Source organism: Paraburkholderia bannensis NBRC 103871, assembly GCF_000685015.1.
Classification (GTDB): domain Bacteria; phylum Pseudomonadota; class Gammaproteobacteria; order Burkholderiales; family Burkholderiaceae; genus Paraburkholderia; species Paraburkholderia bannensis.
Genome location: NZ_BAYA01000032.1, coordinates 30257 through 43898 on the forward strand (window position 1 = coordinate 30257; position 13642 = coordinate 43898).

The 13642-nt window shown below is 61.9% G+C and carries 15 protein-coding genes; 13 read left to right on the forward strand and 2 right to left on the reverse strand.

Annotated features, from left to right (window positions below):
• Positions 1 to 57 precede the first annotated feature (57 nt).
• Complete coding sequence (locus tag BBA01S_RS32420) at positions 58 to 993, forward strand: DMT family transporter (protein WP_027820066.1); 936 nt, start codon at positions 58 to 60, stop codon at positions 991 to 993.
• On the opposite strand, the gene cobF is transcribed toward BBA01S_RS32420, so the two are convergent.
• Complete coding sequence (cobF, locus tag BBA01S_RS32425; RefSeq protein ID WP_027820067.1) at positions 950 to 1720, reverse strand: precorrin-6A synthase (deacetylating); 771 nt, start codon at positions 1718 to 1720, stop codon at positions 950 to 952. The two genes, BBA01S_RS32420 and cobF, sit on opposite strands and share 44 nt — an antisense overlap.
• A gap of 224 nt (positions 1721 to 1944) precedes the next feature.
• On the opposite strand from cobF, the gene BBA01S_RS32430 reads away from it, so the two are divergent.
• Positions 1945 to 2532: a LysE family translocator gene (locus BBA01S_RS32430; RefSeq protein WP_027820068.1), complete on the forward strand. Its 588-nt coding sequence runs from the start codon at positions 1945 to 1947 to the stop codon at positions 2530 to 2532.
• Positions 2533 to 2542: 10 nt separating this feature from the next.
• Here BBA01S_RS32430 and BBA01S_RS32435 read toward each other — a convergent pair whose 3' ends face one another.
• Positions 2543 to 3370: an AraC family transcriptional regulator gene (locus BBA01S_RS32435; RefSeq protein ID WP_027820069.1), complete on the reverse strand. Its 828-nt coding sequence runs from the start codon at positions 3368 to 3370 to the stop codon at positions 2543 to 2545.
• 178 nt (positions 3371 to 3548) lie between these two features.
• On the opposite strand from BBA01S_RS32435, the gene BBA01S_RS32440 reads away from it, so the two are divergent.
• The 11 genes from BBA01S_RS32440 (at position 3549) to BBA01S_RS43815 (ending at position 13608) form a co-directional block, all read left to right on the forward strand.
• Positions 3549 to 4064, forward strand: coding sequence for a GNAT family N-acetyltransferase (locus tag BBA01S_RS32440; RefSeq protein WP_027820070.1), 516 nt, complete (start codon positions 3549 to 3551; stop codon positions 4062 to 4064).
• A 171-nt stretch (positions 4065 to 4235) separates the two neighbouring features.
• Positions 4236 to 6587: a HAMP domain-containing protein gene (locus tag BBA01S_RS32445; RefSeq protein WP_027820071.1), complete on the forward strand. Its 2352-nt coding sequence runs from the start codon at positions 4236 to 4238 to the stop codon at positions 6585 to 6587.
• Positions 6588 to 6605: 18 nt separating this feature from the next.
• Positions 6606 to 7352, forward strand: coding sequence for a methyl-accepting chemotaxis protein (locus tag BBA01S_RS32450; protein WP_027820072.1), 747 nt, complete (start codon positions 6606 to 6608; stop codon positions 7350 to 7352).
• Positions 7349 to 7879: a hypothetical protein gene (locus tag BBA01S_RS32455; protein WP_027820073.1), complete on the forward strand. Its 531-nt coding sequence runs from the start codon at positions 7349 to 7351 to the stop codon at positions 7877 to 7879. Before BBA01S_RS32450 ends, BBA01S_RS32455 begins: the two co-directional genes overlap by 4 nt.
• Before the next feature lie 60 nt (positions 7880 to 7939).
• The gene (locus tag BBA01S_RS32460) at positions 7940 to 8929 is read left to right on the forward strand and encodes a chemotaxis protein CheX (protein ID WP_027820074.1); all 990 of its coding nucleotides are present in this window, start codon (positions 7940 to 7942) and stop codon (positions 8927 to 8929) included.
• A gap of 50 nt (positions 8930 to 8979) precedes the next feature.
• Positions 8980 to 9345, forward strand: coding sequence for a response regulator (locus BBA01S_RS32465; RefSeq protein ID WP_027820075.1), 366 nt, complete (start codon positions 8980 to 8982; stop codon positions 9343 to 9345).
• 306 nt (positions 9346 to 9651) lie between these two features.
• Positions 9652 to 10200: a PAAR domain-containing protein gene (locus BBA01S_RS45355; RefSeq protein ID WP_084162689.1), complete on the forward strand. Its 549-nt coding sequence runs from the start codon at positions 9652 to 9654 to the stop codon at positions 10198 to 10200.
• Positions 10200 to 10775, forward strand: a complete 576-nt coding sequence (locus BBA01S_RS47170) for a lysozyme (protein ID WP_156966157.1) — start codon at positions 10200 to 10202, stop codon at positions 10773 to 10775. Before BBA01S_RS45355 ends, BBA01S_RS47170 begins: the two co-directional genes overlap by 1 nt.
• The gene (locus tag BBA01S_RS32480; protein ID WP_052392002.1) at positions 10762 to 11172 is read left to right on the forward strand and encodes a hypothetical protein; all 411 of its coding nucleotides are present in this window, start codon (positions 10762 to 10764) and stop codon (positions 11170 to 11172) included. Before BBA01S_RS47170 ends, BBA01S_RS32480 begins: the two co-directional genes overlap by 14 nt.
• Positions 11173 to 11314: 142 nt before the next feature.
• Positions 11315 to 11818 (forward strand): hypothetical protein, encoded by a 504-nt coding sequence (locus tag BBA01S_RS43810; RefSeq protein WP_174479193.1) that lies wholly within the window; start codon positions 11315 to 11317, stop codon positions 11816 to 11818.
• Between the two features lie 239 nt (positions 11819 to 12057).
• Positions 12058 to 13608, forward strand: coding sequence for an amino acid permease (locus tag BBA01S_RS43815; protein ID WP_042298287.1), 1551 nt, complete (start codon positions 12058 to 12060; stop codon positions 13606 to 13608).
• The last annotated feature ends 34 nt before the right edge of the window (positions 13609 to 13642 follow it).

Sequence of the window (13642 nt, forward strand, 5' to 3'; positions counted from 1 at the left end):
CGCCGTGGACGCAAAGCAGGACAATGGCCGCTCCCGCCCTTCACGAGGTTCCCTCCCATGTTTTCGCGCTTCGCCCGCCTGATGCATCTCGCCGACTGGCTGCTGCTCGCCGTCGCCTTCGTCTGGGGTACGAGTTACGGCGTGGTCAAGCACGCGCTGGCGTTTTATCCGGTTTTGGGGTTGCTGGCGCTGAGGTTCGGCATCACGTTCGTGCTGCTCGCGCCCGCGTTGCGCACGTTGCGTCATGCGTCGCGGCGCGCGCTCGGCGGCGCGCTGCTGGCGGGCGCGTTGCTGCTCGGCATCTTTCTGTGCGAGACCTTCGGGGTGATGCTCACGCGCGCGTCGAACGCGGCGTTTCTCATCAGTCTGTGCGTCGTGCTGACGCCGCTGGTGGAGTGGGCGATGTTGCGGCGGCGTCCCGCGCGTGCGGAATGGCTGGCCGTCGCAGCGTCGCTGGCGGGCGCCTGGCTGCTGACCGGCGGCGCATATGTGCCGAATGCGGGAGACGCGTTGATCCTGCTGGCGGCGCTGCTACGGGCGGTTTCGGTTTGCGTGACGAAGCGCGTGATGCGCGACGCCGCGCTGGCTCCGCTCGCGGTGACGGCGGTGCAGGCAGGCTGCGTGGCGTTCGGCAGCGCCTTGCTTGCGCTGGTGTTCGCGCCGCAGCAATTGCATGCTTTGCCGACGTTCGCGGGCCATGGCGCGTTCTGGGCAAGCGTGGCGTGGCTCGTGCTGGCCTGCACGCTGTTCGCCTTCTTCATCCAGAACTACGCCGTGCGCCGCAGCAGCCCGACGCGCGTGGCCTTGCTGATGGGCAGCGAACCGGCGTTCGGCGCGCTGTTCGCCTGCGTGTGGCTCGGCGAACGGCTGAGCACGGCGGCGTGGATCGGCGGCGCGCTGATCGTCGTGGCGTCGCTGCTCGCCACCGTGCAATGGCAGCGCGTGAGCCTCAGTCCTTCACGCCGCGCCGGCGCAGCAAATACGTATCCATGATCCAGCCGTTGGTCTCGCGCGCTTCGGCGCGCACCCGCACGATCTCGTCCTTCACCTCGTCCAGCGGCCCTGCCACGAGGATCTCGTCGGGCGTGCCCACATACGCGCCCCAGTAGATGTCGAGATCCTCGCCCGCCATCTGCGTATAGGCGTTCTGCGCATCGAGCATCACGACAGCGCTATCGGCATCGTCGGGAAAGCCGTTTTCCACGAGCCGTCGCCCGGTCGTGATGCTCACCGGCTTGCCGATGAAGTTCAGCGGCACGCGATGCTTCGCGGCGAGCGCCTGCACGCTGCTGATCCCCGGAATCACCTCGAATTCAAACGCGATGCGCCCTTCGTCGAGAATCGCATCGAGAATGCGGATCGTGCTGTCATAGAGCGAAGGGTCGCCCCACACCAGAAACGCGCCGCACTGGCCATCGGCGAGTTCGTTCTCGATCAGCCCTTCGAATACGCGCTGCTTGTCGCGGTTGAGCTCATCCACGGCGGCCTTGTATTCGACGCCCTCGCGCCGCCGCTCGGGACTCGTGGCTTCCACGATCCGATAATCAGGATTCCGGATAAAGCGCGCGCAGATCTCCTTGCGCAGCGCGACGAGCTTGTCCTTCGCGGGGCCCTTGTCCATCACGAAGAACACGTTGGCGGCGTTGAGCGCCTCGATAGCCTGCACGGTCAGGTAGTTCGGGTCGCCCGCACCAATGCCGATAATCAGAATTTTTTTCACGTCGAAGTTCCGGTGAGTGCGTCGTCGCAAAGGCGAGCACGTAGTCGCGACCGATGAAGCTTTTCACGCGCCATTGTAGATAGATCGACCACGGAACGCACTCCTGTTTCCGGCTTTCCCCGGGTTCGATCCGACGCGTTTAAGTCATTTTCTTCAATACACGCGCTTTTTCCTTGCGTACGCTCGACGATGAATCATCGCCGTTGGGCGTATCGAGGAGAAACGTGAGCACTGCACTGTCCATGGCCGCTTTCGCGCTGGCCACATCCATCACGCCTGGCCCCGTCAATATCGTCGCGCTAGGCGCGGGCGCGCGCTACGGTCTGCGCGCGAGCCTGCGCCACGTCACGGGCGCGACCGTGGGCTTCGCGCTGCTGTTGCTGTTGATCGGCCTGGGCTTGCACGAACTGCTCGCACGATGGCCGATACTCACGCGCGCAATCGAATGGGCGGGCGTGGCATTTCTGCTCTACGTCGCGTGGAAACTCGCCATCGACGATGGCCGCATCGATACATCGGGCACCGCGCGTGGCCCGACGTTATTCACCGGCGCGGCGATGCAATGGCTCAATCCCAAGGCGTGGCTGGCTTCAGTCGCGGGCATGGGCGCGTATGCCGCGTCGGGCGAAAAAGCCCTGGTCTGGCAATTCGCGGCGATCTATTTCGTGGTGTGTTACGCGTCGATTGCGTGCTGGGCGTGGGCGGGCGCATCGCTGCGCCAGGCGTTGCGCGAACCGGCGCGCGTGCGTCTCGTCAATCGCACGATGGCGGCGCTGCTGGCGGCAAGCGCGTTGTGGTTATTGCTCGATTGAAGCCGGTGCTTTAACCGCGATATTGTCCCGGCGTGGCCGCGACGAACTGCCGGAACGCGCGCTGCAAATGCGCCTGGTCGGCGAAACCGGCTTCGGCGGCCACATCGGCAATCGCGTGGCCGCGACGCAATTGCGCGCGGCTGAATTCGATGCGCCGGTTCACCACATAAGCATGCGGCGTCAGGCCGTATTGCTCGCGAAACGCGCGAATCAAATACGAAGGCGAAAGATCCGCCGCTGCGCAGATCTCGTCAAGCTTGAGCGCGCGCGTGTAGTTGTCGTCGATGAATTCGGCGGCGCGTGTTATGCGGCGATCCGGTGCAGGCTGCGCATCATTGTCCGGCGCGGGATTGAGCGTCTGCTGGAGCAGCGTGAAATACTGCGTGGCGGCGCTTTCCTTGCGCAACGCGTCCTCATGCGGATCGACCAGCAGGTCGTACAGTGCATTCAAACCCGTGAACAGATTCGCGTCCCACGTGAGCGTCTGCGCAAATGGCCTAAAGCCGTCCCGCGCGCCAAATCCCAGCGAGTGCTGCAGACGCGCGAGCCAGTCCACGTCGATATGAAACATGCGGTACGCCCAGGCTTCGTCATCGGCGGGATTGCACGCGTGCACCACTTGCGCATTGATGACGACGACCGCGCCCGCGTGAACCGACTCCAGCGTCTCGCCGTTCAGATACGTGCTACGCCCGCCCAGGATCGCGCCGATCGAAAACGTGCTGTGCGCGTGACGGCCATAGCGAACCTTGCGGCCATCGGCGATGGCGCGTACTTCGATAAAGGGCAGCGCGTCGTCGCGCCAGAAACTGGGCGTGGCGTCAGTCGATTGGGACATCGGGGGCATGGCGAACCTCGAAAAGCGATGCCTGTTGAATCGCACGGCATTGATCCGGCATTCAATCCGGCATGGAAGCCCGATCTTAACGCAGCGCGGCGGCGCGATTGCACGCGGCGCACGCGCGCTTCTGCTAATTTGCGGCTTCGAACGCATTTGAACGAGACACGCTTTGCCTATGAACGCCCCCACGCTGACGATTCGCACGCTGACCGAAAACGATGTCGATGCCTTTCGCGCCATGCGCCTGCATGCCGCCGTCGATACGCCTTTCGCCATCGTCCCCACGCACGAGGAAGAGTCGCGCTGGACGCGCGAAGAGAACCTCGCGCGCGTGCGCGAAACGGATCAGCAAGCCGTGTTTGGCGCATTCGATGGGGACACGCTGATCGGCATTACCGGCTGGCGGCGCGAACAGCGCGAGAAGTTTGCGCACAAATCGCTTGTGTGGGGCGTGTTTGTCGATCCCGCTTATCGGCGTACGGGCGTCGCGCGGCGCTTGCTGGAAAGCGCAATCGCGCGCGCAAAAGCGAGCGGCGTCGAGCAGGTGCAATTGAGCGTTGGTGCGCAAAATCCGCGCGCGCAAACGTTGTACTCGTCGTTAGGCTTCGAAATTTATGGTCGCGAGCCGCGTGCGATGCTGATTGACGGCCAGTATTTCGACGAGGAACTCATGGTGCTGATGCTCGATTGAGTCCGTCGATCAATTCCGCAATGTTGTCTGTGCGTTTGTGCACTAATTAAGTACATTCATCATTTCGTCATACACATGAGTCGATAATCCACTCCGAATAAATTGGCCTTCGTGTCACGAGGCGTGCAAACGATAGCGCGTCCGGCACGATGAAGGCCCGGGGATTTCGACATGACCATTCGTCACCGCATCACGCTACTCATCGTCCTGATGTTCGTCGCGCTGTCCGCCATTGGCGGCTACGCGGTCTATCAGACGCGCCGCAGTGCCACCGATGTTCACCAGGTCACGCAGGGCGTCGTGCCCAGTGCGCTGGCGTCTTCCGATCTCGTCTCGCTCGTCAAGGACGTGCAGCTTGCGACCATGACGCTGGTCTACGCGCCCGACGCGACCACCGCGCAACTCGCGCAGGACGATCTCAAGAAGAAGGAAACCGCGCTGCGCGCCGCGCTCGACGTGCAGAAGCAGGCTGCCGCGAGCCACGCGCAGGACGGCCTCGTCGCGCAGGCGCAGGAAAGCATCACGAATTATTTCAACGCGATCGACGACACCGCGAAGATGAAGGCGGCCGGCAAGAACGAGCTGGCGCAGGCCTATCTGTTCGCCAACGTCGCGCAGTATCGCGATGAGCTCGAAGGCATCGTCACGACGATGCGCGTCGAGAAGAACCGCCAGAAAGACGACGCCATCAACGCGCTCAACGGCATGCTCGACACGACCACGAGCGCCATTGCCGGCGTGACGGGCGGCGCCGTCGTGCTGCTCACGGCCATCGGCCTGCTGCTGTATCGCCAGATCACGCGCCCGCTTTCGCGCATGCAGGAAGAGATGAGCGAGATCGCGACGAAGCAGGACTTCACGCGCCGCGTGCCAGTGGGCCGCATGGACGAGATCGGCCATTCGATCGTCGCGTTCAACGGCATGATCGAGAAGATCCAGCACAGCTCTGCGCAGCTCAAGCGCAAGACCGCCGACATTCAGGCGATGTTGCAGAACATGCAGCAGGGCATTCTGACGATCGTTGAAGGCGCAACCATCCACAACGAATATTCGGCCTATCTGGAAGCGATTTTCGAAACCAGTGAAATCGCGGGCCGTTCGCTGATGGATCTCGTGTTCTCGGACACGGAACTGGACGCCGACACGCTGTCGCAGATCGACGCCGCCGTGCATGCGTGCCTGGGCGAAGACGACGTGAACTTCGCGTTCAACCAGCACCTGCTCGTGAACGAAGTTACGCGCACCATGCCCGACGGCCGCAAGAAGGTGCTCGACCTGAGCTGGTCGGCGATCACCGACGAAAATGATGTCGTTGTGCGCCTGATGCTCTGCGTGCGCGACGTGACCGAGCTGCGCGAACTCGCGGCGGAAGCGGGCGAGCAGAAGCGCCGCCTGCAGATGATCGGCGAAATCCTTGCGGTCAGCGAAGAGAAGTTCCACAACTTCGTTGAAGGCGCAACGGGTTTCATCCACGAGAACGAGCGCATCATTCGCCAGCACGATTGCGCGGACATGGGCGCAATCGACGCGCTGTTCCGCAACATGCATACCATCAAGGGCAACGCGCGCACCTACAGCCTCCAGCATCTCACGGGCGTCGTGCACGAAGTCGAGCAGCGCTACGACGCGCTGCGCCGCGAAGACACCAGCCATGCGTGGGATCAACAGGCGCTTATCGACGACCTCCATCGTGTGCGCGAAGCGGTCGATCACTACGCAACGCTCAACGAAGTCAGCCTTGGACGCGGCACGCGCACGAAGGACGAGCGCATCGCCATCGGCCGCGACCAGATCGACGCGAGCCTGGCGCTGCTGGACGGCGCGAACGGCGACGACCTCGGCTCGCTGCGTGCGATGCGCGACGAATTGCGCAGCATGCTGAGCGGCATCGGCACGGAAACGGTGGAAAGCGCGCTGGCCGGTGTGGTCGACTCGCTGCCGTCGCTTGCGCAGGAGCTAGGCAAGGTTGCGCCGGTCGTGCGTATCGACGATGGCGGTTACCGTCTGCGCGGCGAAGCGGCCGGCACGGTCAGCGACGTCTTCACGCACCTGCTGCGCAACTCGCTCGATCACGGCATTGAAACGCCGGAGCAACGCCGTGCACAGGGCAAGGACGAAGCCGGCCATATCGACGTCAAGCTGGGCGTGACTGAAGGCGCGCTGCGTATTGCGCTCGCCGACGATGGGCGCGGCCTTGCGCTCGCTCGCATTCGCGGCATTGCGGCGGAACGCGGCTGGCTTGCCGCCGACGAAACGATTGGCGACGACGCGGTGGCGGCGTTTATTTTCCGCGCGGGCTTTTCGACGGCACATAGCGTGACCGAGGTGTCGGGTCGTGGCGTGGGCATGGACGCGGTGCGCGACTTCCTCGAACGCGAAGGCGGCCGCATCGAACTGCGCTTCACCGATAACCGCGAAGGCGCCGATTATCGGCACTTCGAAACAATCGTCTATCTGCCGCAGACCTGTGCAGTCGCAGCCGCACCTGCACGCCCGGCAATTCAAGAGGAAGCGCTGGCATAGCGCGCAGCGGGGGATGACGTGGTGTTTCCGTATTTGATTGGCGCGGTGGCGGGTTTCGCGGTGGCGGCGCTGTGCGCCATCGTGTTGCGCCTGCGCGCGCGTAGCCTGGCGAATGACGCGGTGCTCGCATTGCAGGACGCGCATGCCGAAGCGCTCGCGAACGCCGAAGCGCGCCTGCAGGTCGCACAGGACAGCGCGGCGAACGAGCAAGAGGATCTGGCGGTGCAGATCGATTCGCTGCGTGCGGATCTCGCGCAACGCCGCATGGTGGCCGACGCGATGGAAGCGACGCTGGCCGCCGAGCGCGCGCGCAACACCGACGCGCTGCATCGCATCGAGCGCATTGCCACCGAGGCCGCGCGCCTCAAGCAGATGTCGGTGACGTTCGAGCGCTGGCACGAGCAGATGATCTCGCTGATGTCGCAGAACCACGACATGCACCAGAAGAACCAGGAGCTGTCGTCGATCGTGAGCCACGTGCTGATCGTGTCGCTGAATGCGTCGATCGAAGCGGCGCGCGCGGGATCGGCGGGACGCGGCTTCTCGATCGTGGCGGGCGAAGTGCGCACGCTGGCGACGCGCTCGCAGGAACTGTCCAAGAGCTACCGCGACAGCCTGCATCGCAACGACCTCATCACGACGGCGACGTTCCAGGACATTCAGGCGGGCGGCAAGATGATCGCCGCGTCGCTGGCGAGCGTCGAATCGCTCTCGCAGCAGTTGCGCGCGGAACTGGGCGAAGCGCGCGCCGAGGCGCTCGCATGATCGGCACGCACGCGCAGGACAGCTTCGAGCGGATCTTCTTCGGCGCGGCGCGCACGCGCCTCGTCAGCGATCCGCAGCATGCCTGCGAAATCACGCCTGCCGCGAACGATGTCGCGCAGGGCGAACATGTGGTCGTGCTGACGATTTCGTCGATGCAGTTCCGGATACTGCTGTTGCTGCATGTGAAGGATGACGAAGCAACGCGCGACTACTACGCGGGCGATGGCGAGCGCACGGTGCTGGACACGTTCATGGAATTCGGCAACCTGTGTTGCGGATCGATGAACCAGCAACTGGTCGAGCATTTCCCCGATCTGGGCATGTCGACGCCGTATTCGCTCGGCAGCCAGTGCTTGCCGTATCTGCGCGAACTGAAGCCGGACAGCGTGAAATCGTATGCGCTCACATTGGACGGACGCGTGCGGCTGGGCGCGACGCTGTGCATCTGCACGCATGCGCCGCTCGATTTCATCGCGGTTGAACTGGTTGGCGAGCACGAAAGCGCTGGCGAACTCGAATTGTTTTAAACGGATCTTCTGGGTAGCAAGCGCAGAGAATGCGCAGGAAACACGCAGGAAAGCCAACGCATGAACACGAACCAGCCAGTCAGCAAGATTTTGCTGCTGGAAAACGATAGTACCCGCGCTGACGCGCTCGAAGCCTTCGGTGCCGCGCATCAGCTCGTGTGCGTGCCGGTGCGGCGCGAAGCGCTGGCGGCGGCGCTGCAGACGCATTACGACCTGGGCGGCGTGCTGCTCGGCGAGGATTTCGGCGGCTCGCGCGAAGCCGCAGCGGCGGTGGCTGTCGCGCTCGAAGTGGAGCGCCCGGAGTTGCCGATCCTGCTGCGCCGCGCATCGCGCGACGACGCCGACGACGCATTGCCGGAAGCGCTGCGCCGCGTGCCGCGCGCAAGCTGGTACGAGGACGAACCCGAGTCGCTGCTTGCCGCGCTCGACGCGCATGTGTTCTCGCACGAGTATCCGGATCCGCTCGTCGACGGCATCACCGACATGACGTTCGGTCGGCTGCGCGGCCTGTTTCCGGGCCTCGACGTGAACTGGGATACGCCGAGCGTCGTGCGCGATCGCATTATCTTCGGCGAAGTGCTGACCTTGATTCCGATTGAGACGGCATGGTGCCGCGGCTGGCTGCTCATGCAGACCGAGGAAGCGCCGCTGATCGAACTGCTGCCGCCGCGCGCGGGCCGCGACGAAGCGAGCGATTTCCGCGACGTCAACGGCGTGCTGGGCGAGCTGACGAACCTCGTGTGGGGCGCGTTCCGCAACCGCTACCTGGGCAACGCGAGCAACGCCGGTGAAGGCGGTGCGAGCCGCGCGCAGGTGCAGGTGCCGCTGCTCATCAACCATCGGCGGCGCTACCTGTCGTTTGGCTCGGACAATCCGCAGCTTTGCATCAAATATCGCCTCACGTGTCCCACGACGGGCCGCGAGGTGGTGATCGACCAGCGTTTCGTATTCAGCCTTGGCTGGTCGCGCGAGGGTTTCGACGAGACGGCGGCACAAGCCGCGGCCGCCGCCGAAGTGGAGCAGGCGAGCGGCGAACTCGAACTGTTTTAACGAACGATTTTGATAGGCGCGCCAGGCAAGGCGCGAAGGAAAGAGACAACATGGCAAAGATTCTGGTGGTGGACGATTCGAGCACCGTGCGCGACGAAGTAGCGGGCTTTCTGCGCAAGAACGGTCTGGACGTGGACACGGCGGTGGACGGCAAGGACGGTCTTGCGAAGCTGAAGGCCAATCCGGGCGTGAAGCTCGTGGTGAGCGACGTGAACATGCCGAACATGGACGGCCTCACGATGGTCGAGAAGATCCGCAGCGAACTGGCGAACACGGCGGTGAACGTGGTGATGCTGACGACGGAAAGCAGCCCGGCGATGAAGGAGCGCGGCAAGGCGGCCGGCGTGCGCGGCTGGATCGTGAAGCCGTTCAAGGGTGAGGCGGTGCTGGAGACGTTCCGCAAGCTGGCGGGTTAATCGACGCGGCGGGGTAGGGCGTTGTTCTGGCTGGGCTTTGCCTGGCTGGATTGAGGGTGGTGGTTGGGAAAAGGCTGATCCGGGTTTCGGGTTGGCCTTTTTTGTTTTTCAGAATTGTTTAGTGATTTTGTTGGTCGACGTGAAATTCTATTTTCTATTTAATATTTATCAAATCAGAATTTACTGATTTTCTTGTCCTCCATTGTTCGGCGAGGATGTTTCGTGAGGAGGCAGTCAAGCTCTTGCGCCTCCGCCCAGCCAATATCAGTTGACTGATTGTTGTCGAGTTATGGAGGAAGCGAAATCATGCGACGTCGAATTGCTGTCGTTGGCGATATATTGAGTACGAGTGGTAGCGTGGTCGAGTATCCAATCGCCATGAGTGTAAGTTTCTATGGGCATCAGCCCGCGTTAATCGGTGGTGACGCGTTCTGCGAAATCTGCAGCAGCATGGGGCAGATTATTAAGGCAGGCGGTATGAATCGTCGTTTCGTGAAAGATCGCGAGATTGCGCTCGATGGCGACCAGGTGGTGTGTAAGTGCTCCGAGCCACCTCAGATCGTTGCACTGCTGGCGCGAGAAACGTGGCATGAAGATCAGTCGGCACCGGCTTTGGTAGAAGCTGCCGATAGAGTTGCAGCGGCATCGGAGAAATTAAAGGTCGAGCATTTCAGCGAACAATTCACCTTAAAAGACGTTCAGGGTCGTCCACTCGCTGGTGCGCTTTACACGCTAAAGACCTCCACTGGCGTCATGATTCGTGGCGTCACGGACGGCGAAGGGCGTACAGGACGATATACAAGCGATGGCGAGCAAATCGTCGCAGTATACCTGGGACACCGGGAGCGAATTTAATGGACGCTCTCTGTGTAGCGACAACCAACACAATTGCGGATTCAATTCGAACTGTCTACACCTCACGTCTGTGCAAGCCGTGGAAAATATCGGATGCAGGCCTCTCGTTTCTTGCCCAATGGGAATCAGGCATGCTGAATGGCATTAATTTTCAGGGGCACACGGTCGTCGAAGGTTTTATTCTAAAAGCCTATCGCGACAACCGTGGCATACCGACCGTCGCTTGTGGACATCGGATTACTCCAGTAGACCAAATCGAAGTCGGACAAACCATTTCATTGGAGCGAGCACGAGCGTTCAAACGCCGGGACGTACAGGCTGCGGAGCATCGATTGAATCGGGATGTCCGCGTTCCACTTTTTCAGTTCGAATACGACGCAGCAATCAGTATCGTTTTCAATTCCGGCGCCAACGATGGTGCCGACGAACTTGTCAAGAAGCTTAACGTCGGTCGTTACGACGATTTGTTCAGCTTCATTTTGAGCTATCGCATTGGCAGCAATCCGGGGCTGCCGCCGCGGCGATACTCGGAAGCTCGCCTTTTTGCGTCGGGAGTTTATGATGCTTCGCATTGACCCGCGCCTTGTCGGCGCCATGATCGGCCTGATGCTTTCAGGATTTGTCTGGGGTAAGACCGATCCGGAATGTCTGAAGCATCTGGGCGGCGGATATGCCGATGCCGAGTGCTATTCGGGTCTCCGACAAGACGTCGAGGCCCAGAACCAGCAACTCTACAAACGCATCCGTGGGCAAATCCCGGCTGGCAACTCACATCTCGCGCTGCTTGACTCGTACATGCGAGCACAAGACGAAGCACTGAAATTCTGCGAATTGCAGCGCGACTCAAGCGCCAGATGGAGTAGCAAACTCGACGGTTCGATGTACCCCGCGCTCTACGAACAGTGCGCCTATGAGCACAGAAAAATCCAGAACAAGTTCCTGACCGATTTACTCATGATGGAGCAGGAGTAACTCCGATCCGAGGCCTGAGACATTGCACTCGATAGTGGCATCGCGAGGCAAAAAAATATCTCGCGCAACGATATCCTTTGCGTTCACGCTTGTGATGTTGTCGATCTGCCCATCGTCCATCGCGTGCACCATCGCCGAGTCAATGGAGACGCGCCTCCCTCTCAATTCCATCTACCTGGCGAACGACGACAGATTAGCAATCGCGAACATTGTCCTCGAAGCCAGACAGTGGCCTGACGTTGATATACAGGCCGTAGTTATCGCGGGGGCGTATGTTGGGGAAAAAAACGTCGAGAAGCTGAAAAGCGAGCGAGGCGCAATTGTCAGCACCTATCTGGTTCAATTGGGTATCAAGCCGCAGAATATCTTGATCGAGTTGAAGACGCTAACCGATCAGATGGTGAAGAACGACGACGGCACTTTAAATCTCCATCAGATCTCGATTGAACTCGTTCCGTTGTGTAACGGTGGTTGCGAGAAACTCTGCAACGATCCACGCGTGACGCCGAAGAGTCGCGCGATCCAGTACCTAAGGGCGTTCGGCACGCTAGACCCTGCTTCGGCAGGGTGTTTGTTTGAGGCGGCGCGGCGTTGCCTGAAGTGCCCCTTATCCGGCCCTTCCCCTCCCCAACCCCCACTGCGATAAAATAGCGGGTTGCGCCTTCCAAAGCGCAGTCCATTCAGCAAGCAGCAAGCAGGACACCCGGGCACGCCCGTTGGGCGTTGCGTCAAACTGCGGGGTCGAATCCCCGCGCTCTGCAGCAACATCGCCTCCGGTTTTTGTCAGCCATCCGTAAAAAAGCGGACAGGGCTGCGCTTGCGGAACGACCGCGCCCAGGCCCAGAAGAACACCCAGTCACACTAGCCAGAAAGAAACAGAGTTATATGGATTCGGATCCGCATCGCGTTTCAGGGGGCACATCCCGCTCCGGAGACGAGCAGCCTTCTTTGCATCGCAGTCTCAAAGCCCGCCACCTCACCATGATCGCGATTGGCGGCTCGATCGGCACGGGGCTGTTCGTCGCCTCGGGCGCGTCGATCTCGCAGGCCGGCCCGGGCGGCGCGCTCGCCGCCTATCTGGTGATCGGCCTGATGGTCTACTTCCTCATGACGAGTCTCGGCGAGATGGCGGCCTTCATGCCCGTCTCCGGCTCGTTCGCGACCTATGGCGCGAAATTCGTCGACGAAGGCTTCGGCTTCGCGCTCGGCTGGAACTACTGGTACAACTGGGCCGTGACGATTGCGGTCGAACTCGTGGCCTCGCAGCTCGTGATGGGCTACTGGTTCCCGCACGTGCCCGGCGTCTGGTGGAGCGCGGGCTTCCTCGCCATCATGTTCCTGCTCAACGCGCTGTCCGTGCGGGGCTTCGGCGAGGCCGAATACTGGTTCTCGCTGATCAAGGTCGTGACCGTCGTGGCGTTCATCGGCGTGGGGCTGTTTATGATCGTCGGCGTGATGAAGGGCGGCGCCGACCATGTCTGGGGCACCTTTACCTCGGAAGGCGGCCCGTTCGTGGGCGGCCTGCCCGCGCTGCTGGGCGTCACCATGATTGCGGGCTTCTCGTTCCAGGGCACCGAGCTGATCGGCGTCGCCGCCGGCGAATCGGAAAACCCCGGCAAGACGATCCCGCGCGCCGTGCGTCAGGTGTTCTGGCGCATCCTGCTGTTCTACGTGCTCGCGATCATCGTCATCGGCCTGCTGATCCCGCACACCGATCCGAACCTGCTCAAGTCCGATGTCACCGATATCGGCGTCAGCCCGTTCACGCTGGTGTTCCGTCGCGCGGGTCTCGCGCTGTCGGCGGGCGTCATGAATGCGGTGATCCTGACCGCCGTGCTGTCGGCGGGCAACTCGGGCATGTACGCGTCGACGCGCATGCTCTACAACCTCGCCGTCGAGGGCCGCGCGCCCAGGATCTTCGCGAAGCTGTCGTCGAGCGGCGTGCCGCGCAACGCGCTCTACGCGACGACGGCAGTGGGCGCGCTGTGTTTCCTGTCGTCGATGTACGGCGACAAGACCGTCTACATGTGGCTGCTCAACACCTCGGGCATGACGGGCTTCATCGCGTGGCTCGGCATTGCCGTGAGTCACTACCGCTTCCGCAAGGGCTTCGTCGCGCAGGGCCATTCGTTCGCGCAACTGCCGTATCGCTCGAAGTGGTTCCCCATCGGCCCGATCTTCGCGTTCGTGGTCTGCCTCGTCATCATGCTGGGCCAGGACTATCAGGCGTTCACGTCGAGCAAGATCGACTGGGCGAGCGTGGTGGCGACGTATATCGGCATTCCGCTGTTCGCGCTGATGTGGCTGGGTTATCGCCTCGTCAAGCGCACGCGTTTCATTCGTTACGACGAAATGGAAATCGGCCCGCTGACGGGGCAAGCGGGCGCGGCGGCAAAGTCTGCGCGCACCGTGATGGAAGCGAAAAGCGAAGCTTGATCCCGCTTTAAAAGCCGTCGCAAAACAAAAAAGC

Excerpts from the sequence above, each read along its gene's own strand:
- BBA01S_RS32480 (WP_052392002.1), top strand. The coding sequence starts at position 10,762 with ATGCTTCGCATTGACCCGCGCCTTGTCGGCGCCATGATCGGCCTGATG.
- BBA01S_RS32420 (WP_027820066.1), top strand. The coding sequence starts at position 58 with ATGTTTTCGCGCTTCGCCCGCCTGATGCATCTCGCCGACTGGCTGCTG.
- BBA01S_RS43810 (WP_174479193.1), top strand. The coding sequence starts at position 11,315 with ATGGAGACGCGCCTCCCTCTCAATTCCATCTACCTGGCGAACGACGAC.
- BBA01S_RS32465 (WP_027820075.1), top strand. The coding sequence starts at position 8,980 with ATGGCAAAGATTCTGGTGGTGGACGATTCGAGCACCGTGCGCGACGAA.
- BBA01S_RS32445 (WP_027820071.1), top strand. The coding sequence starts at position 4,236 with ATGACCATTCGTCACCGCATCACGCTACTCATCGTCCTGATGTTCGTC.
- BBA01S_RS45355 (WP_084162689.1), top strand. The coding sequence starts at position 9,652 with ATGCGACGTCGAATTGCTGTCGTTGGCGATATATTGAGTACGAGTGGT.
- BBA01S_RS32460 (WP_027820074.1), top strand. The coding sequence starts at position 7,940 with ATGAACACGAACCAGCCAGTCAGCAAGATTTTGCTGCTGGAAAACGAT.
- BBA01S_RS43815 (WP_042298287.1), top strand. The coding sequence starts at position 12,058 with ATGGATTCGGATCCGCATCGCGTTTCAGGGGGCACATCCCGCTCCGGA.
- BBA01S_RS32435 (WP_027820069.1), bottom strand. The coding sequence starts at position 3,370 with ATGTCCCAATCGACTGACGCCACGCCCAGTTTCTGGCGCGACGACGCG.
- BBA01S_RS32440 (WP_027820070.1), top strand. The coding sequence starts at position 3,549 with ATGAACGCCCCCACGCTGACGATTCGCACGCTGACCGAAAACGATGTC.
- BBA01S_RS32455 (WP_027820073.1), top strand. The coding sequence starts at position 7,349 with ATGATCGGCACGCACGCGCAGGACAGCTTCGAGCGGATCTTCTTCGGC.
- BBA01S_RS47170 (WP_156966157.1), top strand. The coding sequence starts at position 10,200 with ATGGACGCTCTCTGTGTAGCGACAACCAACACAATTGCGGATTCAATT.